General features: G+C 75.8%; 22 protein-coding genes. 9 read left to right on the top strand and 13 right to left on the bottom strand.

Annotated features, from left to right (window positions below):
• Positions 1-117: 117 nt before the first annotated feature.
• The 3 genes from AB0C87_RS35775 to AB0C87_RS35785 are packed head-to-tail and all read left to right on the top strand — an operon-like array spanning position 118 to position 2,347.
• Positions 118-738: a dihydrofolate reductase family protein gene (locus AB0C87_RS35775; protein WP_360581429.1), complete on the top strand. Its 621-nt coding sequence runs from the start codon at positions 118-120 to the stop codon at positions 736-738.
• A gap of 53 nt (positions 739-791) precedes the next feature.
• The gene (locus AB0C87_RS35780; protein ID WP_345185270.1) at positions 792-1,115 is read left to right on the top strand and encodes a YciI family protein; all 324 of its coding nucleotides are present in this window, start codon (positions 792-794) and stop codon (positions 1,113-1,115) included.
• Positions 1,112-2,347 (top strand): DUF6596 domain-containing protein, encoded by a 1,236-nt coding sequence (locus AB0C87_RS35785; protein ID WP_345185271.1) that lies wholly within the window; start codon positions 1,112-1,114, stop codon positions 2,345-2,347. Before AB0C87_RS35780 ends, AB0C87_RS35785 begins: the two co-directional genes overlap by 4 nt.
• 92 nt (positions 2,348-2,439) lie before the next feature.
• Here AB0C87_RS35785 and AB0C87_RS35790 read toward each other — a convergent pair whose 3' ends face one another.
• From AB0C87_RS35790 to AB0C87_RS35810, 5 genes are all read right to left on the bottom strand, one after another.
• Positions 2,440-2,697: a hypothetical protein gene (locus AB0C87_RS35790; RefSeq protein ID WP_345185273.1), complete on the bottom strand. Its 258-nt coding sequence runs from the start codon at positions 2,695-2,697 to the stop codon at positions 2,440-2,442.
• Positions 2,694-2,933 (bottom strand): hypothetical protein, encoded by a 240-nt coding sequence (locus AB0C87_RS35795; RefSeq protein ID WP_345185276.1) that lies wholly within the window; start codon positions 2,931-2,933, stop codon positions 2,694-2,696. Before AB0C87_RS35795 ends, AB0C87_RS35790 begins: the two co-directional genes overlap by 4 nt.
• A 110-nt stretch (positions 2,934-3,043) precedes the next feature.
• The gene (locus tag AB0C87_RS35800; protein ID WP_360581430.1) at positions 3,044-4,261 is read right to left on the bottom strand and encodes a helix-turn-helix transcriptional regulator; all 1,218 of its coding nucleotides are present in this window, start codon (positions 4,259-4,261) and stop codon (positions 3,044-3,046) included.
• Positions 4,262-4,328: 67 nt separating this feature from the next.
• Positions 4,329-4,598: a helix-hairpin-helix domain-containing protein gene (locus AB0C87_RS35805; protein ID WP_353833515.1), complete on the bottom strand. Its 270-nt coding sequence runs from the start codon at positions 4,596-4,598 to the stop codon at positions 4,329-4,331.
• Between the two features lie 47 nt (positions 4,599-4,645).
• Complete coding sequence (locus AB0C87_RS35810) at positions 4,646-5,506, bottom strand: sigma-70 family RNA polymerase sigma factor (RefSeq protein ID WP_345185289.1); 861 nt, start codon at positions 5,504-5,506, stop codon at positions 4,646-4,648.
• Between the two features lie 69 nt (positions 5,507-5,575).
• Between AB0C87_RS35810 and AB0C87_RS35815 the strand changes: the two genes are divergently transcribed.
• The gene (locus AB0C87_RS35815; protein WP_360581431.1) at positions 5,576-6,718 is read left to right on the top strand and encodes an alkene reductase; all 1,143 of its coding nucleotides are present in this window, start codon (positions 5,576-5,578) and stop codon (positions 6,716-6,718) included.
• Here AB0C87_RS35815 and AB0C87_RS35820 read toward each other — a convergent pair.
• The 3 genes from AB0C87_RS35820 to AB0C87_RS35830 all read right to left on the bottom strand — a co-directional run bounded on the left by AB0C87_RS35820 (position 6,715) and on the right by AB0C87_RS35830 (position 8,345).
• Complete coding sequence (locus AB0C87_RS35820; RefSeq protein ID WP_345185295.1) at positions 6,715-7,089, bottom strand: nuclear transport factor 2 family protein; 375 nt, start codon at positions 7,087-7,089, stop codon at positions 6,715-6,717. The genes AB0C87_RS35815 and AB0C87_RS35820 overlap by 4 nt on opposite strands.
• A 96-nt stretch (positions 7,090-7,185) precedes the next feature.
• Positions 7,186-7,563, bottom strand: a complete 378-nt coding sequence (locus AB0C87_RS35825; protein ID WP_345185298.1) for a VOC family protein — start codon at positions 7,561-7,563, stop codon at positions 7,186-7,188.
• Positions 7,560-8,345 carry an ArsR family transcriptional regulator gene (locus AB0C87_RS35830; RefSeq protein WP_360581432.1) on the bottom strand — a complete coding sequence of 262 codons (786 nt, stop codon included), beginning with the start codon at positions 8,343-8,345 and terminating at the stop codon, positions 7,560-7,562. Before AB0C87_RS35830 ends, AB0C87_RS35825 begins: the two co-directional genes overlap by 4 nt.
• A gap of 55 nt (positions 8,346-8,400) precedes the next feature.
• Here AB0C87_RS35830 and AB0C87_RS35835 point away from each other — a divergent pair, with 55 nt between their 5' ends.
• On the top strand, positions 8,401-9,813 hold the full coding sequence (locus AB0C87_RS35835; RefSeq protein ID WP_360581433.1) for an APC family permease: 1,413 nt from the start codon (positions 8,401-8,403) through the stop codon (positions 9,811-9,813).
• Positions 9,814-10,067: 254 nt separating this feature from the next.
• Here the strand turns inward: AB0C87_RS35835 and AB0C87_RS35840 are convergent, their stop codons facing one another.
• From AB0C87_RS35840 to AB0C87_RS35850, 3 genes are all read right to left on the bottom strand, one after another.
• A complete protein-coding gene (locus tag AB0C87_RS35840) occupies positions 10,068-11,081 on the bottom strand; it encodes a DUF6569 family protein (protein ID WP_360581434.1) in 1,014 nt (337 codons plus the stop codon).
• A gap of 105 nt (positions 11,082-11,186) precedes the next feature.
• Positions 11,187-12,533 (bottom strand): hypothetical protein, encoded by a 1,347-nt coding sequence (locus tag AB0C87_RS35845; protein WP_345185307.1) that lies wholly within the window; start codon positions 12,531-12,533, stop codon positions 11,187-11,189.
• 55 nt (positions 12,534-12,588) lie between these two features.
• Complete coding sequence (locus AB0C87_RS35850; RefSeq protein ID WP_360581435.1) at positions 12,589-13,326, bottom strand: TetR/AcrR family transcriptional regulator; 738 nt, start codon at positions 13,324-13,326, stop codon at positions 12,589-12,591.
• A gap of 94 nt (positions 13,327-13,420) precedes the next feature.
• Here AB0C87_RS35850 and AB0C87_RS35855 point away from each other — a divergent pair, with 94 nt between their 5' ends.
• Both AB0C87_RS35855 and AB0C87_RS35860 read left to right on the top strand, forming a co-directional pair.
• Positions 13,421-14,368, top strand: coding sequence for an ATP-binding cassette domain-containing protein (locus AB0C87_RS35855; protein ID WP_353833508.1), 948 nt, complete (start codon positions 13,421-13,423; stop codon positions 14,366-14,368).
• Between the two features lie 18 nt (positions 14,369-14,386).
• Positions 14,387-15,229 (top strand): ABC transporter permease, encoded by an 843-nt coding sequence (locus AB0C87_RS35860; RefSeq protein ID WP_360581436.1) that lies wholly within the window; start codon positions 14,387-14,389, stop codon positions 15,227-15,229.
• A 10-nt stretch (positions 15,230-15,239) separates the two neighbouring features.
• Here AB0C87_RS35860 and AB0C87_RS35865 read toward each other — a convergent pair whose 3' ends face one another.
• Positions 15,240-16,292, bottom strand: coding sequence for a DMT family transporter (locus tag AB0C87_RS35865; RefSeq protein ID WP_360581437.1), 1,053 nt, complete (start codon positions 16,290-16,292; stop codon positions 15,240-15,242).
• Between the two features lie 155 nt (positions 16,293-16,447).
• Here AB0C87_RS35865 and AB0C87_RS35870 point away from each other — a divergent pair, with 155 nt between their 5' ends.
• Both AB0C87_RS35870 and AB0C87_RS35875 read left to right on the top strand, forming a co-directional pair.
• Positions 16,448-19,315: a hypothetical protein gene (locus tag AB0C87_RS35870; protein WP_360581438.1), complete on the top strand. Its 2,868-nt coding sequence runs from the start codon at positions 16,448-16,450 to the stop codon at positions 19,313-19,315.
• Between the two features lie 152 nt (positions 19,316-19,467).
• Positions 19,468-20,586, top strand: coding sequence for a WYL domain-containing protein (locus AB0C87_RS35875; RefSeq protein ID WP_360581439.1), 1,119 nt, complete (start codon positions 19,468-19,470; stop codon positions 20,584-20,586).
• 33 nt (positions 20,587-20,619) lie between these two features.
• On the opposite strand, the gene AB0C87_RS35880 is transcribed toward AB0C87_RS35875, so the two are convergent.
• Positions 20,620-21,180 (bottom strand): ATP-binding protein, encoded by a 561-nt coding sequence (locus AB0C87_RS35880; RefSeq protein WP_360581440.1) that lies wholly within the window; start codon positions 21,178-21,180, stop codon positions 20,620-20,622.
• Positions 21,181-21,224 lie beyond the last annotated feature (44 nt).

The raw sequence follows: 21,224 nt of genomic DNA on the forward strand, positions 1-21,224 counted from the left end.
GCGTCCCGGAAATCTCTTCGAGGAATTCCGGGACGCGGTGTCGGATCGGGGCGGAGGTGTTCGTAGCAGGAGTGAGGCCGCCCGCGAGGGGCGGCGCCGAGGCGAGGAACAACGAACATGAAGCTGACGACCATCACCCAGGTCACCGTCGACGGAGTGGTGCAGGGAAACGGCGGCGCGTCGGACGAGGACCGCAGGAACGGATTCGAGCGCGGCGGCTGGGCCCTGGGGAAGGGCGACGCCGAGACCCACGCGCTCATCAACCGGACCTACCGGCGCGCCGAGGCGTTCCTGTTCGGGCGGCGGACCTACGAGCTGTTCGCCGGCTCGTGGGGGAAGCTCACGGTCCAGGACGCCCCCGCCTGGGCGTCCGTCGTGGAGGCCCTGAACACACGGCCCAAGTACGTGGCGTCGACCGGGCTCACCGACCCGGCGTGGTCGGACACGACCGTCCTGTCCGGAGACGTCGCTGCGGCCGTCCGGGAGCTGAAGGCCAGGCCGGGCGGTGAGCTGCAGGTGCACGGCAGCGGCACCCTGACCCGGTGGCTGCTGGAGAACGACCTGGTCGACGAGATGACCCTGATCACCGTCCCGGTTGTCGTCGGCCAGGGCGCGCGGCTGTTCCCGGCCGCGGGGCGCGACCTCGCCCTCGACCTGGTCGAGTCGCGGGTCGACTCGAAGGGCGTGACGATCCAGGTCTACCGGCCGGCCGGGCGCCCGCAGTACGCCGCGGCCTGAAGTCCCCGCCCATCGAACGGCGCCGTCACGGCGCCACAGGAGATGATCTTCACATGCGGTATCTGGTCTCTGTGATCGATGACAAGAGCAATCCCGGCAGCACCGACAGGCAGCCCGCCATCAGCGCGTTCAACGAACGGCTGATCGCCGAGGGCCACTGGGTCTTCGCGGGCGGACTCGCGGACACCGACGCGGCCACGGTCGTCGACAACCGGGGCGAGGAGGCGGTGTTCAGCGACGGGCCCTTCGTGGAGTCGAAGGAGTACCTCGCCGGCGTCTGGGTGTGGGAGGCGCCCGATCTGGACGTGGCTCTCAGGCTCGCCGCCGAGGCGTCGAGGGTCTGCGACCGGAAGATCGAAGTGCGGCCGTTCCAGTGAGCGACGTCCAGGAGGCGATCACCCGCGCCCACCGCGCGGAGTGGGCGCGGGTGGTCGCCGCCCTGACCAGGCGCTTCGGCGACCTCGACATCGCCGAGGAGGCGGCGGCCGAGGCGTTCGCGACCGCCGTGCAGCGGTGGCCGTCCGACGGCGTGCCTCCCAACCCCGGCGGCTGGCTGACCACCACCGCCAACCGCAGGGCCATCGACCGGATCCGGCGCGAGAACAAGCGCGACGACAAGCACGAGGAGGCTCAGAGGGTGTACGACGACGACCCGCCCGAGCCCGTCGGCGCCATCGACGACGACCGCCTCCGGCTGATCTTCACCTGCTGCCACCCGGCGCTGGCGATGCAGACGCGCGTGGCGCTGACGCTGCGCATGGTCGGCGGCCTGACCGTGCCGGAGATCGCCCGCGCCTTCCTGGTCGCCGACACCGCCCTGGAGCGGCGGATCACGCGCGCGAAGGCCAAGATCAAGGCGGCTCGCATCCCCTACAGGGTGCCGTCCGCCGAGGACCTCCCGGCGCGCCTGACGGGCGTGCTCGCCGTCCTGTACCTGGTGTTCAACGAGGGCTACCTGGCGACCGGCCCCGGCGCCGGTCCGGTGCGCCACGACCTGACCGCCGAGGCGATCCGGCTCACCCGCCTGCTCCGCGCCCTGATGCCGGACGACGGCGAGGTGGCCGGGCTGCTGGCGCTGATGCTGCTCACCGAGGCGCGCCGCACCGCCCGGGTCTCGGCCGGCGGCGAGCTGGTCCCCCTGGCCGAGCAGGACCGCGGGGCCTGGGACGCGGCGCTGATCGCCGAGGGGCACCGGCTGGTGCGCGAGCGCCTCGCCGCTGCCGCCGCCGGGACGGCTCCGGGCCGCTACCAGATCCTCGCCGCGATCAACGCTGTGCACACCTCCGCCCGCGACGTCCGCGACACCGACTGGACGCAGGTCCTCGCCCTCTACGACCAGCTCGTCCGCCTCGATCCGTCCCCGGTCGTCGCCCTCAACCGGGCCATCGCGGTCGCCGAACTCGACGGCCCGCAGGTGGCGCTGGCAGCCGTCGACCGTCTCGAGAGCAGGCTGGCCGGCTACCACGCCTACCACGCCACCCGCGCCGACCTGCTGCGCCGGCTGCACCGCGGCAGTGAGGCACGCGCGGCCTACGACAGGGCCATCGAGCTGGCGGGCAACACCGCCGAGACCGCCTACCTGACCCGCCGCCGCGACCAACTGCAGTAGCCCCCGCCGATCCCGAACACCACCCGCGCGTGCGGCGGTGTCGGCCAGCGTCCCCGCTGGTCCTCCTGATGCCACGCAGGGCCCGGGAGCCTTCATAGTCGCGGGGTGGCCGTCCGGGAGCGGAGGGCCGCGATGAGGTGGGCGACGTGCTCGTTGAGGGTGGCCTGGTCGGGCGCCTCGACGAGTAAGGCGCCGTGGAGTTCGGAGGGCCAGGGCACCAGGGCCCACCAGCGGCCGGTCGCCCTGCCGTACCAGGTGACGACGCGGGGACTGCGCGGTGCGGGCAGGGCACTCCCCCGGTGACCGTAGGTCATGCCCGTCCGCTCGCGAGGCCCGGTCGCCGTGTTCATGGCGTGACCGTCCGCAGGACGTGGACGATGCGGTCGGCCACTCCGACGACGTCGTCGGCCGGTCCGGCTTCCTGGCCCCACGTCCACCAGAAGGCGCGCCCGTCGCAGGTGATGGCGTCGGTGAGGCGGGGCGCGTCAGGGTTGGTGACCGTGAGGGTCCCGGCGCGCAGGGCCGTCCGCCATCCGCGCGCGTCGAGTTCGGCGGCAAGCCCCCGAAGTGCGTTCGTCGTCTCCATGAACACAGAAAGTAAGACAGCGTGCACACTGTGCGTTCACTGGCGTGAACGGGAACGCCATTCACAGGAGTGAACTCGTGGCGAGCGGCCCGGCTCTGGTCCGTGACGGGTCAGTGGGGCAGGCCCATGCGGGCGGCCATGCCGCGCAGTTCGCGGCCGCCGGCGTCGGTGCGGGCCTGGCTGAGCAGGACGGCGACCGATTCCCGCACCGGTGTGTTGTTGCGGATCCACTGGGGGGCGGTGTTCTCGGCGCGGCGGAGCCAGCGGATCGCCTCGTCCTTGGTTTTGCGGTCGCGGGCCAGGCCGCGTCCGACATCGGCGAGGAAGGCGGCGTGCCTGCCCTTCCTGCCGGTGAGCCTGGTCTCGTCCACATCGCGGGCGAGGTCGAGGACGGCGCCGCCTCGCTCGCCGCATTCGACGTTGACCGCGACGTTCCATACGCCGACGTTGCTGGCCGAGAAGCTCATCCAGTTCTGGTCGGGGGCGTCGGGCATCGTGCGGGCGAGGCGGGCGGCCTCGGCCGTCCAGTCGGTGGCGCGTGCGGCGTCGTGGGTGACCGCCGCCGCGAGGGCGGCGGACAGGGTGAGCATGCCGAGCACCTGGGCGCCGAGTTCACTTCCGGCGTGCGGCTCCAGTCGGTCCGCGGAGCGTTCGGTGGCGCGGAGGGTCCGGTCCCAGGAGCCCGCGCGGGGCATGGTGTGGATGCGCAGGAAGTCGGACTGGCCGCGCCGGACGGGGTCGTCCAGGATGGTCGCCGCCTGCTCGGCGCGGACGGCCGCCAGGTGGGCCAGGTCGGGGTAGCCGAGGTCCTTGGCGGTGAAGGTCGCCGCGACGCAGGCGTCGACGAGGGTCTCCAGGGCGGTGCGGTGGGCCGCTTCGTCGGCGGGGTCGGCGGCGTGCAGGTGCAACTCGTCCAGCAGGTCGGGCAGCATGTGGCCGACGCGCACGTAGTCGCAGGCCTGGTGGTGGGGCTCGACGCGGGCCATCTCGGCGACCAGTTCCGGCAGAGGGCGGGCGCGCTCGACGGCGGGGTCGTTCAGGTCGTTGGTCTGCAGGGCGAGCCTGATCGGGGGGATCACGGCGTGGGGGTCGGACTGCCCGTGGTCGGGGCCGAGGTGGGGGCCGCCGACGAGTTCGGTTTCGGAGACGCGGAGGGCGTCGGCGAGGGCGGCGATGTGGGAGCGGCGGTCGAGGCTGCGCTGCCCGCGTTCGGCCATGGACAGGAAGGATTTGGATAAGCCTGCCTGTCCGGCGAGTTGGTCGAGGGTCATGCCGCGCCAGCGGCGCAGGGCGCGCAGTCGGGCGCCGATGGTGGTCTCCTGGTGCATCGCCCGCACCTCCTCGTGAGGCTCCCGCCCTCCAGGCTACGGCCCGGCGCCGGGGTGCGGCGGGCATTCAGGGGCGGGCGTCGGCGAGGAGCCGTTTGCGTTCGGGGGTGTAGTGCCACCAGGGGCGGGCGGGCTTTCCTTCGGCCTGGTCGACGGCGGACATGACGGTGTCGAGCAGGCAGGGGTCGAGGCGGCGGCCGTGGGCGGCCGACATCCGCTCGTACAGTTCGACGGGGTCCCGGCCCGGCAGTTGGGCGACGGTGGTGATGCCGATGCGGTCGAAGTAGGCGGCGACGGCCGGTCCCACGTTGGCCAGTTCGGACAGTTCGCTGCTCATAGGGCCAACGTAGGCGCGGCGGGGCGGGGCGGTCTTGTAGGAATCGGTCAGGGGACGGCGAGGTCGAGGGCGGTTAGGCGGGCGGGGTCGGCGATCATCTCGTAGCCGGTGACGCGGCCGTCGTGGACGGTGACGGCCAGGGCGAGCAGGAGGCGGCCGTGCGGGGCGACGACGGCGCCGATCGTGCCGTCGACGAGGGCGGGCGCGGCGTACCTGGCGCGGCGGCCGAAGATCTGCATCTCGCGGGCGACGGGGCCGGCGCCGTGCAGGACGGCGGGGCGGCCGGGGGTGAGGGCGGCGTGGTCGGCGCGGCGGACGACGTCGGGGGCCAGCACGGCGAGGAGGGCGTCGAGGTCGCCGCTACGGGCGGCGGCGAGGAACGCCTCGACGACGCGGCGCTGTTCGGCGCGTTCGGGAGGCGGCGGGGAGGCGGCACCGCGGACGCGGTGGCGGGCGCGGCTTGCGAGTTTCTTGGCGGCGGCCGGGGTCCGCTCGACGATGGGCGCGATCTGGTCGAAGGGGACGGCGAACACGTCGTGCAGGACGAACGCGACGCGTTCGGCGGGGCCGAGGGTATCCAGGACGACGAGCATGGCGCGGCCGACCGATTCGATGAGGACGGTCTCGGTCTCGGGGTCGCCGTCCTCGGGCTGGACGGGTGAGTGCCATCCGTAGGGTTCCTCGCGCCGGGAGGTGCGGGCGCGGAGCATGTCGAGGCAGATGCGGGCCACGACGGTGCGCAGCCATGCCTCCAGGTCGTCGATTCCGGCGGGGCCGTGGCGGGTGAGCCGCAGCCACGCCTCCTGGACGGCGTCGTCGGTCTCGCCGGGGTTGCCGAGCATCCGGTAGGCGACGGCGCGCAGGGTGGCGCGGTGCGCCTCGAAGCGTTCGGCGAGTTGGTCGTGCATCGGTCACCTTTCCGTTCCGTGGTGCGTCTGCTTCGTGGCATCCGAGAGACGACGACGGTGGGGAGACAGATGCTCCGACACGACGAGGGTAGCGAGCCGGGAGGGCAGCCGCTGCTGCGGCCGGTGGCGCTGGGGGATCTGGAGCTGCCGAACCGGGTGGTGATGGCCCCGTTGACGCGGTCGCGCGCGTCCGGTCCCGGCCTGGAGCCGACGGACCTGCACGCCGTCTACTACGGGCAGCGCGCCACGGCCGGGCTGATCGTCGCCGAGGCGGCGTGGGTGGGTGAGCGCGCGATCGGGTTCCCCGGCGTCCCCGGCATCTACGGGGAGGCGCAGGTGGAGGCGTGGCGGCGCGTGACCGGTCTCGTCCACGCGCTGGGCGGACGGATCGTGCTGCAGTTGTGGCACACCGGCGCCCATGCCCATCCCGACCACCGGGGCGGGGCGCGGCCCGTGGGGCCGTCGGCGGTCGATCCGGGCGAGGTGTGCTGGACGGCGGCGGGCCCGAGGGCGACGGTCACACCCCGGGAGATGACGCTCGCGGAGATCGAGGAGACGGTCGCCGCGTACGGCGCGGCGTCCGAGCGGGCGCGGCGGGCGGGGTTCGACGGGGTGGAGGTCGCCGCGAACGGCACGTTCCTGCTCGCGCAGTTCCTGAACCCGCGCCTGAACCGCCGCGCCGACGCCTACGGCGCGGACCGGGGCCGCCTGCTGCTGGAGGTCGTGGACGCGGTGACGGCGGCGTGGGAGGGGCGGCGCGCCGGGGTCCGGCTGTCGCCGTGGTGGAGCGCGCACGACACCTCGGCCCAGGCGCGCCGCGCCGACTACCCCTACACGGCGGGCGAGGCGACGCTCGCCGCCTACGACGCCCTGGTGGCGGAGTTGAGCACCCGTCCCCTGGCCTATCTGCATCTGCGCGGTCGGGCCCTGCCCGGGCCGGGCGCGGTGCCGGACCTGGACGAGTTCGCCCGCTACCGCAAGCTGTTCGACGGGGCGCTGGTCGCCAATCACGGGTTCGGGCGGGAGTCGGGGAACGCGGTGGTCGAGGCGGGGATCGCCGACGCGGTGTCGTTCGGGCGGGCGTTCATCGCCAACCCGGATCTGGTCGCCCGGTTCGCGCTGGGCCTCGCCGTGGCGGGCGGCGACGAGGCCACCCACTACGGCGGAGGCGCGCGGGGGTATGTCGACTATCCGGTGTGGGCGGGGTCCTAGGCGCCGGCCGCGGGGGGCGTGACGAACTCGGGCTGGTCCAGGACGCGCAGCCAGCTGCCGTCGGGCTGGCGCCGGACGACCTGCGCGCGTGCGCCGGCGCCGTCCTTGGGCGGGGTGGAGGTGAGGGCGAGGTCGCCGCTGATCAGGGTGGGCAGCGGCTCCTCGGGCGTGAAGCGGGGGCGCGCGGCCAGGACCTTCTCCCACAGTTCGCGGATGGCCTGGCGTCCCACGGTCTGGGAGCCGGGCGGGTAGGCCATCACCGCGTCCTCCTCGTAGAGGGCGGCGACGCCGGCCGCGTCGCCGGCGTTGGAGCGTTCGACGAACAGGCGGGTGATGTCCTCCGGCCGCATGGCCTTCTCGTACTGCGTCATGGCTTCCCCCAGGTCGTTGGTGCTTTCACCTCTCATCGTGGTCGCCCCAGGCCGAGAAGTCCAAGAGATGGTTCTTCTGGTTTGCAGAAGCGATGCTTATGCGGGTTGGAAGAGTTCGACGAGGTTCCCGGCGGGGTCGGCGATCAGGATCTGGCGGCCGCCGGGGCCGGTGACGAGGTCGCTGCGGAAGGTCAGGCCCGCGCCGCGCAGCCGCGAGATCTCGGCGTCCAGGTCGTCGACGGTCAGGTGGATGCGGTTGCCTCCGGCGACGGCGGCGTCCGCGGGGGTGGCGCGGGCGCCGGAGCTGGCGGGCCCCGACAGCAGGAGGCGCAGGGGACCGCGCACGACGTCGGCGAACGCGGGCGCCGCGTCGAGGTTGAGGGTGAAGCCGAGGTGGGCGGTGTAGAACTCGACGGCGGCCTGGACGTCGTCGACGAGGTAGCGGACGCCTGCGTGCGTGTCGTGTCCGGTCATGGGTGTTCCTCCGTCTTAGGCATGGGCTGTGGTGTGTGGGCGAGGAGCGGCAGCAGGTAGCGCACGCGCGCGTCGAGGTCGGCCGCCACCTGGTGGAAGGCCGCGGGCGCGTCCGGCGCCGCGGCCGGGTCGGGGGTGCTCCAGTGGGCGTGCCGGGCGTGGTCGCCGAAGTCGGGGCAGGCTTCGCGGGCCTTGTCGCACAGGGTGATGACGCGGTCGAAGCGGCGGTGCGGGGCGTCCAGGCGGCGGGGGCGCTGCGCGGAGATGTCGATGCCGTACCGCTCGCGCAGAATTTGGACGGCGCGGGGGTGCATCTCGGCTTTGGGGCGGGTGCCGGCGCTGGCGGCGGTGACGCGGCCGCCGCCGTGGTGGCGCAGGAGGGCTTCGGCGATCGGCGAGCGCGCGCTGTTGCCCGTGCACACGAACAGCACGGCCGGGGCGGCCCCATCGTGCGGGCCGTCGGGGAGGCGCGGGGACGCGGGGGCGGACCGCAGCGCCGGGTGCAGGGCGGTACCGGCTTCGGCGAGGGCGTGGGCGCAGCGGTCCAGGTCCAGGCGGTAGTAGCTGTCGCGGCCGTCGTGGCTGCTGCGGGCGGCGGTGACGAGGCCGCCGTCGCGCAGCAGCCGCAGGTGGTAGGAGACGAGGTTCTGCGGCGCGGCGGCCAGGTCGGTGAGTTCGCGGACGCGCAGGTCGCCGTCGGCGAGGGCGGTCAGCAGCCGCCAGCGCAGCGGGTGGGCGGCCAGCCGCACGAACGCCGGGGCGGCTTGACTCGGTGACGCCATGCCCGGACGATACATCAAATGAGTTTGATGGAGTAGGCGGGCGAGGGGGTGGGCGATGGCGTTCCGGCGCCGGAACCGGGGCGGGCCTTCGGCGACCGCCTCCGAAGCGGCCGGGGCCGAAGCGGCCGGGTCTGGGACGGCGGCGTCCGGGGCGGCGGGGGCCGAGTCGGGCGCGGGGCCCGCCGGAGGTGAGCGGCTGGCGCGGCGGCTGGGCACCGGGGACGCGGTGCTGATCGGGCTCGGGTCGATGGTCGGGGCGGGGGTGTTCGCCGTGTTCGGGCCCGCTGCGCGGGTGGCGGGCACGGGGCTGCTGGTGGGGCTGGTGGTCGCGGCGGTGGTCGCGTACTGCAACGCGGTCGCCTCGGCGCAGCTGGCGGCGGCATATCCGACGTCCGGCGGCACCTACGTGTATGGCCGCGAGCGGCTGGGCCCGTGGTGGGGGTTCGCGGCGGGCTGGGGTTTCGTGGTGGGCAAGACGGCCTCGTGCGCGGCGATGGCGCTGACCTTCGCCTCCTACGCGGTGCCGGGTCCGGGGTGGGCGCGCCGCGCGGTCGCGGCGGCGGCCGTGGCCGCGCTGGCGTCGCTGAACTACCGGGGCGTGACCAGGACGGCGCTGCTGACGCGGGTGCTGGTGGTCGCGAGCCTGGCGGCGCTGGCGGTGGTGGTGGCGGGGATCGCCGTGGGCGGGCGGGCGAGCGCGGCGCACCTGGGCGGGTGGGCGGCGGTGGGCGAGGGCGGCTTGTACGGCGTCCTGCAGGCGGCGGGGCTGCTGTTCTTCGCCTTCGCGGGCTATGCCCGCATCGCGACGATGGGTGAGGAGGTGCGCGACCCGTCCCGCACGATCCCCCGGGCGATCCCGGTCGCGCTGTTCATCGCGGTGGCGGTGTACCTGGTGGTGGGGGCGGCAGCGCTGCTGGCGGCGGGTCCGCGGGTGCTGGCGGACGCGGCCGCGCCGCTGGCGGCGGCGGTCGAGGCGGCGGGGGCGGGGGCTTTGGCGCCGGTGGTGCGGGTGGGCGCGGCGCTGGCGTCGCTGGGCGCGCTGCTGGCGCTGATCGCCGGGATCGGCCGCACGGCGCTGGCCATGGCGCGGCACCGGGATCTGCCGGGGTGGCTGGCGGCGGTGCATCCCCGGCACCGGGTGCCGCACCACGCCGAGGTCGCCGTGGCGGTGGCGGTGTGCGCGCTGGTGGCGGCCGCGGACCTGCGGGGGGTGATCGGGTTCTCCTCATTCGGCGTCCTGGTGTACTACGCGGTCGCCAACGCGAGCGCCTTCACTCAGGCGGCGGCCGACCGCCGCTGGCCGCGGGCGCTCAACGTGCTCGGCGGCGCGGGGTGCGTGGTGCTGGCGGCGACGTTGCCGTGGACGTCGGTGCTGGCGGGGGCGGTGATGTTCGCCGTGGGGCTGGGCGGCCGGTGGCTGGTGCTGCGGCGGCGGGGCGCGTCCGGCGGCGTACCCGACGGCGGGTGAGGGTGAGGGAGACGCCGCCGCAGGTGAGGTCGGTTCGGGAGCCTTACCTGGACGGAGTGGCGGGACAGGCGGCCGGCGCCTCGTCAGGTCTGCAATCGCCTTGACGATGTCTCGAGCATCGCGCGTTATCCCGGATTTGGAATCGGGGTTTCGGCCTGACGCGCCCGGCACAGTTCCCGCGGTTCTGATTCAACCGGGCGCCGCGCCCCGGGGGCAACCCCTTTTCTCAAGGGGGGCGCCCCGAGAGCGGGCGGTCAGCGGGCGAACAGGGACGCGTAGACGGTGCGGTCGCCGTCGGTGACGATCTGCCCGGCCAGGTGGGCGCCGGTGACGGTGGACAGCCGCAGGTCGAGGTAGCGCTCCTCCTCGCGGAGTTCGACGGGGCCGGTGGGGAGGTCGGCGAGCCAGCCGCCGATCTCGGTGAGGCGGGCGGAGCGGTCGCGGTCCAGGGCGGCGCGCAGCCCGGCGAGCCCCGCCGCCCCGTGCTGGTCCGACTGGCGCTGGTCCGCCCCGTGCTGGACGCCGTCGTAGGGGGCGGCGGCGCCGGGGCCGGGCGGGGCGGGTTCGGCGTGCCAGGCGGCGACGCCGTAGGCGAAGCAGACCAGCGCAGTCCACATCTCGGCGAAGTAGCGGGGGTCGGGTGCGATCTCCAGGCCTGCGAAGCGGCCGGAGAGGAAGAACAGGGCGCCGAGCTGGCCGGGCTGCGGTTCCAGGCGGGACTGGAACTGGGTCAGCACGGCGCGCTTGCGGGACAGGATCTGCTCCAGATGGCCGCGGCGGGGCAGGCCGTGGCGGGCGTTGAGGGCGGCGATGTCGTCCCACAGCTTGCTGTAGCCGGTGACGCCGCGCAGGTCCAGGGCGCGGGCGCGCAGTTCCAGCGGCAGGACGAAGAACCACTGGTCGCGTTCGCTGAGGTAGCCGCCCTGGCTCTGCTGGACGCAGCAGGCGTCGTCGAAGCGGACGGTCTGCCCGGCGGCCAGGAACGCCGAGCGGCACAGGGCGTGGTTCTGGGCGCGGTCCTGGATGTAGCCGATGTGCAGGGGGACGATGGCGACGCCGGAGTCGGCGCGGTTGGCGAGTTCGACCTGCCCGTAGCCGGCGACGCGGGTCAGTTTGAGGCCGGTGCGGGGCGGCGCGAAGCCGGGGAGGGCGGGCCCGGCGATGGGGACCATGGTGAGCGCGCCGGCCTGCTGGGGGGTGCCCAGGCGGTGTCCGGCGAGGCTGAGGGGGCCGGGGACGAGGGTGTCGAGCGCCGTCATGCTGGTCATGCGGTGCTCCCTTCGGGTCTGGGCGTGCGCGGATGTGGGCGTGCGCGGGCGCGGGCGCGTGGCGGGCGCGCGGGGTGCGCGCGGAGGGCCGGTTCGGGCGGCGGTTCAGGCGGCGATGCGGGCGGTGAGGGTGTCGGCCTGCCGGTCGAGGGCGTCCAGGCGGTCGTGGAGGGCGGCGCGCAGCCAGGGGGCGCCGGCGGCGCAGTGCCCGAACATCCAGGGCAGAAGTTCGGCGAAGTCGTCCTGGTGCCAGAAGCCGCGCTGCGGCAGGGAGGGGGCGGGGCGGCGCAGGGTCAGGTCGTCGCTGCCGGTGAACTGGGAGTGGCAGAACACCACGGGGGTGGTGATGCCGGCGTGCGGCAGGCTCGCCACGACCCTGGCCAGGTCGCCGGGGTAGACGTTCTCGTAGCCGTCGGAGACGACGGCGACCAGGTCGGGTTCGGCGCCCAGGGCGTCCAGGACGCCGGTGGCCAGGTCGGTGGCGCCGCGCGGGGCGCGCTCGTCGCCGCCGGTCTCGATGACCTCCAGGCGGGCGCACACCTGCGACAGCACCATGCGCAGCGCGGCGGCCTGGGAGAGGGCGGCCCATTCGCGGTCGCCGTAGCCGCGCATGGACGCCGAGGCGTCCATGACCAGGGCGAGGGTGCCGGTGAAGCGGGGGAACTCGGCGGCGGCGGCGCCGACCTGGCGGCCGAGGGCGGCGTAGAGGTCCTCGGCGGGCCCGCCCCGGTACAGGTGGACGAGGGTTGCGGCGATGTCGCCGCGGTTGGTGGCGGTGATGGTGGCGGGCCGCTGTCGGACGGTGTCGACGGACAGGACGGGCCGGTCGACCGCGGCGGGGTCGCCCGCGGTGGGCCGGGTCGCCGGGTCGTCGGCGTGGTAGAGGGCCTGGACGCGGTCGGGCGCGGCGGCGGGGTCGGTGAGGAAGCGCAGCAGGCGCCGCTGGAGGTAGTCGGAGGCGGTGTCGCCGCCGGCGATGCGGCCGGCGCAGCCGCGGGCGGTGGCGGTGCCGAGGGCGTGCTCGAAGCAGTCGCGCAGGGCGGGGCGGCGCGCGGCGATGAGGGCGTCGGCGGCGGGGTGCTCCAGGACGAACCGCAGCGCGGCGCGGGTGGTGTGCTTGTGGTTGGCGCGCAGCCGCCGCAGGGCGAGCAGGACGGTGATGACGTGGGCGGGCGGCAGGCCCAGGGTCAGGACGCGGGCGACGCGGGCCTGCACGGCGCGGGCGCGGTCGTCCAGGCCGGCCTGGGAGGCGGCGAGGACCTGCAGCAGCACGCGGGCGCGCTGCCAGGGCCGCACGCCGGGGGCCACGCCGAGCAGGGCGTAGCCCTCGGGGTCGCCGGTGTGCGCGGCGCGGTGCAGGTCCGCGTCGTCCCAGCGCAGGTGCGCGCCCCGGGGCAGGGTCAGGGCGGTGTCGTGGTGGTGCAGGTGGGCAAGGAGCGTGGGGGTGTCCATGGTTGTCGGCCTCCGCAACCCTGGAGTCTAGGAATGATCTGCGGTGGGTCGACACTCATTTTCCGGTGGCCGGGGCTTGGCCGGCGGTGCCGGGAGGCTCGGCGAGGGGCTCGGCGGCGGGCGGGGCGGCGGGTGCGGCGGCGTAGCGGCCGAGGCCGTGTTCGAGCAGGTCGAAGGCGCGGGCCGCGGCGGCGTAGACGTCCTCGGCCATCTCCTGGAGGGTCTCCCCCGCGCTCTTGCGGTCGGCGATCTGCTCGACGAGCGTGTTCTGCACGGCGAAGATCATGGCGGCGGCGGCGCGGGGGGCGATGTCGTCGGGGCCGGCGCCGGTGGCCTCGGCGAGCAGGTCGGCGAGGCGGTCCTGGGCGAGGCGGCCGATCTCGCGCTGGCGGGCCATGAGGGCGGGGCTGGCGCGCACGGTGCGGGTCCAGACCTCCGAGCCCTCATGGAAGGCGGTCTGGTAGGCGCGGGCGTCCAGGCCTTCGAAGAAGCGGCGGCGGAACAGGGCCACGGCGCCCTCGCCGGGGCGGCGGTCGCGGAAGTCGCGCCCGGCGGCCTCGATGATCTCGTCCTGCCGGTCGAAGAACAGGTCTTCCTTGGTCCTGAAGTAGTTGAAGACGGTGTTGACCGACACGTCGGCGGTGCGGGCGACGTCGGCGATGGTGACGTTGTCGAACCCGCGGGTCATGAACAGGCCGGTGGCGATGTCGGCGATGCGGCGCCGCGTCTCGCGCTTCTTGCGCTCCCGCAGTCCCAGTTCCGGTTCGACGCCGGGGACGTGGTCCTCACCCATGCACGGAAATATACCTTCCCTGGTGTCACTGAAAACTTGGAGTGACTGCAAAATTGGGGTTACGCTAGCGGCCGTCGTTCTCAAGGAGGTCATCGTGATCGAGGCTCGCGGGCTCGCCCGCACCTTCACCGGCGGGCACGGGACGGTCGAGGCCGTCCGCGGGGTGGACCTGTCGGTCGCGCCCGGCGAGGTCGTCGGGTTCCTCGGCCCCAACGGGGCCGGCAAGACCACCACGCTGCGGATGCTGACGACGCTGCTGGCGCCGACCGCGGGCACCGCGACCGTCGCCGGCCACGACCTGCGCGCCGATCCGGCGGCGGTGCGGCGCCGCATCGGCTATGTCGCGCAGGGCGGCGGCACCGACCCGGGCGTCCCGGTGGCCGAGGAGCTGGACCTGCAGGCCCGCCTGTACGGGGTGCGCGACCGGTCCGCGCGGATCGCCGAGCTGTGCGCGCGCCTGGACCTGGAGGGCCTCGGGCCGCGTCCGGCGGGGTCGCTGTCGGGCGGGCAGCGCCGCCGCCTGGACATCGCGCTCGGGCTGGTGCACCGTCCGCCGCTGCTCTTCCTGGACGAGCCCACCACGGGCCTGGACCCGCAGAGCCGCGGCAACCTGTGGGACCACATCCGCGCCATGCGCGACCGGGAGGGCGCGACGGTGTTCCTGACGACGCACTACCTGGACGAGGCCGACGCGCTGTGCGACCGGCTGCTGATCATCGACCGGGGCCGCATCGTCGCCGAGGGCACGCCCGCCGAGCTCAAGCGCCGCGTCGCCGGGGACGTGGTCACGGTGGAGCTGGCCGAGGCCGCCGGCGTCGAGGGCGCCCGCAAGGCGCTGGCGGCGCATCCGGCCGTCCGCGAGGCCGCCGTGTCCGGCGGGACGCTGCGGCTGACCGTCGAGGACGGCGAGACGGCGCTGATGTCCCTGATCCGCGCGCTGGACGGCGCGGGGGTGGAGCTGGCGTCGCTGAACCTGGCCCGCCCCACGCTGGACGACGTGTTCTTCACCGTCACCGGCCGCTCGCTGCGCGACGCGGCCTGAACCGAGGAGTCTCCCCCCATGTCTGGTGAACAGAGCGCTTCCGTCGAAGCGACCGAAACGACCGGAGCGACCGCGGCGACCGGTCGGGCGGCCGCTGCCGCACGGGTCGCGTCCGACACCCGCCTGATCTTCCTGCGGTACATGCGGCAGACGCTGCGCAGCAAGGTCGCGGTGGTGTTCGGCGCGGTGCAGCCGCTGCTGTACCTGGTGCTGTTCGGGCCGCTGCTGACGGATCTGGTGGACGTGCGCGGGTTCGGCGCGGGCAGCGCCTGGCAGGTGTTCGTGCCCGGGGTGCTGATCCAGCTGGCGCTGTTCGGCGCCGGGTTCGCGGGGTTCGGGCTGATCGCGGATCTGCGGTCGGGGGTGGTGGACCGGCTGCGGGTCACCCCGGCCAGCCGCACCGCGCTGCTGCTGGGGCGGGTCCTGCGCGACACCGCCGTGGTGGCGCTCCAGGGCGCGGTGGTGGTGGCGGTCGGGCTGGCGCTGGGGCTGCGTGCCCCGGTGGGCGGGATCGCCGTCGGGCTGGCGCTGGCGGTGGCGCTGGCAGTGAGCGTGGCGTCCCTGTCCTACGTGGTGGCGCTGCGCACGCGCAGCGAGGACGCGTTCGCGCCGATCCTGACGTCGGTGACGCTGCCGCTGATGCTGCTGTCGGGGATCCTGCTGCCGATGAGCCTGGCGCCGGGGTGGCTGGACGCGGTGTCGCGGTTCACCCCGTTCCGGTACATGGTGGACGCGGCGCGGGCGGCGTTCCTCGGCGACTTCGCGACGGCGGCGGTCGCGGAGGGGGCGCTGGTGGCGGTCGCGCTGGTGGCGGCGTCGGTGGCGCTGGGCGCCCGCCGGTTCCGCCGCGAGAACGCCTGACCGGGGCCGGTCAGGGGCGCAGGGAGGCGGGGCTGGGCCGCGGGCCCGTCCCGCCTTCCTGCGCGGAGTCGCGTGCACCGCCCTTCGCGGCGCCGTCCTGCGGGCGGTCCGCGGGGGCGGGGGCGGTGACGTGCAGGACCTCGGGGTGGGTGACGGTGGCGCGCTGGGCGATGTAGGCGCCGGCCAGCACGATCGCGCCGCCGGTCATCTGCGCGGCGGTGAGGCGCTCCCCGAGGACAGCCCAGGCGATGAGGGCGGCGGCGACGGCCTCGGTGTAGCAGATGGCGCCGCCGACCTGCGCCGACAGGCGCTGCAGCCCGGCGACGCCGGTGAGGTAGGCCAGGACGGTGCTGACCAGGCCGATCCAGGCGACCAGCGCCCAGCCGGGCGCGGCGTGCCCGGCGACGGCCACCGGGGCGGGCAGCACCTGCCAGGGCAGCGTCCACGGCGCGGCCAGAGCGGTGAGGGCGAGGGCGGCGACGACACCGCCGGCGGAGGTGATGACGAGGGCGTCGACCTCGCCGGCCAGCCGGTCGACGATGAGGAAGTAGCTCGCCTGGCAGGCGGCGGCGCCGAGCCCGGCGGCCAGGCCGACCGGGTTCAGCGACAGCCCCGTCCACACCTGCACCACCAGGGCGAGGCCGGCCATGGCGATCGCGACGCCGGCGGCGGCGCTGCGGTGCACGGGCGCGCGGCGCACCAGCCGCAGCCACGCCAGCACGATGACCGGGCCGCTGAACTCCAGCAGGATCGCCACCCCGACCGGCAGGCGCGAGGCGGCCACGAAGTAGAAGGCCTGGCAGCCGGCGACGCCGGTCAGGCCGTAGAGGGCCAGGGCGGGCAGGTGGGGGCGCAGGCCGCGGGCGGCGGCCCGCCCGCGCAGCAGGAACGGCAGCGGCGCCAGGACCAGCGCGGCGACCGTGATGCGCAGCCACACCGCCTGCAGCGGGCCGATTCCGGCCTCGATGAGGGCCTTGCCGAGCGGCCCGGACGCGCCGAAGCACACCGAGGACAGCACCGCCAGGCCCAGTCCCCCGGCGCGGGTCCGCGCGGCGCCGTCCATCCTCACCCCCCGGGTCGTGCGGTGTGCCGCAGAGCCCGCTCCCGGCGGACTAATGAGCATCCTGCCATAACACTCCTTACACGTCGATGGCGGGATACCGGCCTTTAATGCGGGCGATGCCGGACGCGACACCCGCGGCCACTACTATTCGCCGGATGAGCTGGCAGTCGGCCGGGGCGGGGCCCGGTGGAACCGGAGGGGGCCCGAGCGGCGACCTGTTCGCCTCGGTCGAGGGCAACGTGCGCGAGCTGGTGGCCTCACCGTGGTGGCAGAGCGCCCAGCCGGCCGACCGGGCGGCGCAGATCGCCGCGCGGATGCTGTGGGGCGCCGGCGAGTGGTGGCTGTACGGCGCGTGGGGACGCTGGTACCGGTGCGGCCTGGACGGCACCTGGCACCCCTGCCCGCCCCCCGCGCAGTTCGAGGACCGCCGCGTCGCCGTCCCCGCGCCCCAGGGCGCCGGGACGCCGCCCGTCCCGCCGCAGCTGTTCCCCACTGGCCCGGACCTGTCGGCCGGGCGCGTGGCGCCGCTGGGGTTCCTCGGGCCCGTCCCCGACACCGCCGTCGTCGCCCGCATCTCCCAGGCGCTGACCACCGCGCTGGCGGTGAACCCGCAGCAGTTCGCCCAGCGCGACCCGATGTTCCAGCCCGGCACGCCCAGCACCGTCGCCGCCGCGTGGGGCGCGCTGCTGTGGTGCGCCGGGTCCCCGGTGGTGCTGACCGAGCACCCGCTGATCGAGTCGTTCATCCCGTTCCTGACGACCTCGGCCGACCAGCTGCACTGGATGATGCCGCCGGACTTCGCCACCCTGGCCGGCTACTACGTCCACCGGCTCGGCGCCGGCGACGGCGGCGGCGCCGCGCACATCGCCCGCGTCATGTACGAGGTCGCCGCCGGGCTGCAGGCCGACCCCCGGTTCCGGCCCGGCGCCGACGCGCTGGCCGCGGTGATCGCGGCGTCCCTGCGCATGGTCAACCAGGACATGGCCACCGTCCGGTACGGGCCGGAGGCGATCCTGCAGGAGTGGCGGCGCCGCTGCCCCGCCGAGTTCGCCACCCCGATGGTCCGCGACACCGCGCCCGGCGAGTACCTGCGCCTGGCCCTGTACGACCTGCAGGAGATCGTCGCGGAGCTGACCGGGCCGCGCCCGGCCGCGGCGGGCCGCAGCCACGACGAGGTCCGCCGCGCCGGGATCGCGGTGCTGGCCGCCGACCTGCAGGCCGCGCCGGGCGCGCTGCCGGCGCTGCAGCACTGGCTGGACGCCGACAGCGCCCGCACGCTGCAGGCGGTGCTGACCGATCCGGCCAACCCGCTGCGGTCGCTGTGGCCGCGCGACGGGCGGCTGCCCGACGCGCTGCGCAGCGACGACTCCGACGCCCTGGCCGCGCTGCTGGCCACCAGCTACACCCTCGGGCTGACCTGGTGCCGGCTGGCGCAGGTGCCGCCTCCGGCGACGGGGTTCGCGGTGCCGCAGGCGGTCGCGGCGGAGCTGACGTCCCCGGCCATGCACACCCCGCCCTCCACCGACGAGCTGTCGGCGTGGGACATCATCAAGGCGGCCCGCGCCCATATGGCCGCCGAGCGCGCCGCCACGGGCGCCGACCAGCCGGTCGCGCCGGTGCCCGAGCCCGCGCAGGAGGCCCCGGGCCCGCCGCCCGCGGTGGCGCCCGCGCCGCCCCCGGCCGCGCCGCCGGTCCCGCCGCCCGCCGCGCCCGAGCCGCCCGGCCCGTCCTCGCTGGAACCGCCCTTCCAGTACGTGCCGCCGCCCCCGCCCGGGTCGGCGCCGGAGCAGGGCTCCCACAACGAGCACGGCCTGCCCGAGCAGCCCCACGGCGAGCAGCGCGTCCACGAGTCCGCCCCGCCGCCGCCCGCCCCGGACCCGTTCGGGTCGGACCCGTTCGGGTCGGACGCGCCGCCGCCGCGGATCGCGCCTCCCCCGCCTCCCCCGCCGCCCGCCCCGGCGCGGGAGCAGGCCCCCGAGCCGCCGCCGGAGCGGGAGCCTGTCCCGGAGCCGGTGTGGCCGTCGGAACCCTACGAGACGCAGCTGGACACCGACGCCTTCCGCACCCAGCTCGATCCGGGCCCGGCGTGGCCCGGATCGGACGCGCCGCCGGGCCCCGCCCAGCCCTCCCCCGTCCCGCCCCCCGCGCCGCACGCGGACCTGCCCCCGCCCCCCGCGCCGGTGCCCGAGCCGCCGCCCCCGCTGCCGCCGGCGCCCGCGCCCGAGCCGGTCCCGCAGGTCGCCGAGGCCTACGGGATCCGGTTCCTGTGCGGCGCCGACGACATCGAGCGCGTCATCACCGAGGTGCGGCGGCGCGGCAAGTGGGCGCGGCGGCTGCGCGGGCAGGACGTGTCGAGCGCGTCGGCGCCGGCGCTGCTGCTGATCGGCGCGCCCTCCAGCGGGCAGCGGCGGCTGGCGCGGATGACGGCCCGCGCGCTGGCGGAGGTGGAGGCCTCCAGCGGCGAGGTCCACTCCGTCCACGCCGAGGACCTGCGCGAGCACGGCCCCGACGGGCTGCGCGCCGCGCTGGAGCAGCACGCGGGCCACGTCCTGCTGCTGGACGGCCTGGACGGGCTGATCCTGGACGAGTCGCAGGGCCCCGCCTACGCCTCCGTGCTGTACCGGACGCGGCTGGAGGGCGTGAACGACACGGCCCTGCTGGGCACCTGCGAGCCCGACCGCGTCGGGGAGCTGTCGGCGGCGTCGCCGGAGCTGGTGACCGACCTGCGGGCGGTGCGGCTGCCGGACCTGTCGGGCGCGCAGGCGCGCGCGGCGCTGGTGCGGCTGCTGGCCGAGGAGCGCAGCCTGCGCCTGGGGTCGGACGCGTGGGCGGTGGTGAACCGCGAGGTGGGTTCGCTGCGCCCGCGGGGCCGGCTGACCGGTGCCCGGCTCGTGGAGGCCTACCTGGACCGCGCCGCGACGCGGCATCTGGGCAGCGCGGAGGCCACGCAGGCGATCGGCAGCGCGCTGTCGCTGACGGCGGCCGACTTCCAGGGCCTGGCGGTGGAGCTGTCGGGCCGCTGACCCGCGCCGGGCGGTGTGCCCGGCGGGGCGCGGCCCGCGACGTGCCGCGACGTGCCGCGGGGTCTGGTGCGGGGTCCGAAACCCCGCGCTGGTAAGGGTTTTAAGCCCCTGCGGGAGGGTGTTTCGGGGGCGGGCGGGGTCACGATGGGGGCGTGGACCGCGTAGACCGGCTGCTGGCGCTCGTCGCGGAGCTGCGGGCGGCCTCGCCCGACCCGCTGGATCCGGCGGTGCTGTCGGCGCGGCTGGGGGTCAGCGAGCGGACCGTCCGCCGCGACCTGGAGCTGCTGAGGCACGGCGGGCTGCCGGTGCTGGCCCGCAAGGGCCGCGGGTACGCGCTGCCCGCCCCCGGCGCGCGCGAGCCGCTGAGCGAGGTCGGGTCGCTGATGGGCCCGGTGCACGACACGCTCGCCGAGGCGGTCCGGGCCCGCCGCGTCGTGCGGCTGGCCTACACCGACCGGGCGGGGGCGCGCAGCTTCCGCGACGTGGAGGCCCACGGCCTGGTCGTGGCCCCCTACGGGGAGTACCTGGTGGGGTGGTGCCGCATGCGCGACGGGCCGCGGATGTTCCGGCTCGACCGGATCGGGGCGGCGGTGCTGTCGGGGCGCGGCGCCGAGGTCCGGGACCTGGACGACCTGCTGGCGGCGCTGCGGGTGCCCTTGCCGCGCCCCGCGGCCGAGGCGGGGCCGCGGGGCCCGGCGGGCGCGGCGCGGGCGCGGGCGTGGACGCTGGACCGGCTGGAGTTCGTGCGGTCGCGGCTGCGGGACGCGGCCGCGCAGGTCCGCGGCGGCGGCGAGGGCGCGGCGGCGCTGCGGGGGGTGCTGGGGCATCTGGCGGAGTGGACGCGGTGGCAGGCGGCCGCGATCCGGTCGGCGGCGACGGGCCGCGAGCCGGTGCTGGAGGGCCGCCCGCCGCCGTTCCCGCCGGCGTTCGGGTGGGACGTGCCCTACGACGCGCGGGAGCGGATGATCCAGGACGCGATGGCGCTGCGGTCGCTGGGCGATCTGGCGCGCGATCTGCAGCAGGTGCTGGAGGCGGTGGCGCACTGGGCGGCCGACTGCGACGACGCGCTGTGGGAGGCCGAGCTGCCCGACCCGCGCCCCTACGGGCCGCCGGGGCCGCCGCGCCCGCTGGCCGACCTGCTGGCGGGCTGGCGGGGCCCGCTCGCCCACATCGAGTGGCATCTGGACCGGCTGGCCGACGAGCCGCCGCTGCCGCCGGAGGGCGAGGACGAGGACGTGTGGGTGGTGGACCGCTGCCCTCTGCAGGCCTGACCCCTGCCCGGCCGGTGTCAGCGGGCCGGGGTGTCAGCGGGCCGGGTGCCGAGGGGTGAGGGCGGGGGCGTCGATGGGGTCCAGGTCGCGGGTGAACCAGACGGTCTTGCCCGGCGGCGCGGGCCGGGTGCCGAACTCGGTGGCGAGGGAGGCGACCAGGAGCAGGCCGCGGCCGGCCTCGGCCCAGTCCAGGACGGGGGGCGGCCCGGCGGGCACGCCGGGCGCGCGGGGGTCGGCGTCGCCGACCTCGCCGGTGAGGCGGACCCCGGCGGGCGCGGCCTCCAGGCGCAGGGCCAGGCGGACGGGCCCGGCGCCGTGCACGACGGCGTTGGCGACGAGCTCGTCCACGATGAGGACGACGTCGTCGACGTCGTCGGGGCCGGTGACGCGCCAGCGGCGCAGTGACCGGCGGGTGAGCGCGCGGGCCTGCGCCGGGGCGCTGGGGCCGGCGGCCAGATCCCAGGCCGCCTCCGCGCCGCCGTCGCCATCGCCGTTCTCGGTGTCGCTTCCGGGGTCGTTTCTAATGTCGTTTCTAATGTCGTTTCTGGTGTCCCCGCCCGCAGGCCTGGTGATCCCCGTCCCCGTGGTGCGCACTGCCCCGTCCCCTCGTCTGTGCCGGGCCTGGCCGCCCGTTCGTG

Source organism: Actinomadura sp. NPDC048021 (assembly GCF_040653135.1).
Lineage (GTDB): Bacteria > Actinomycetota > Actinomycetes > Streptosporangiales > Streptosporangiaceae > Spirillospora > Spirillospora verrucosospora.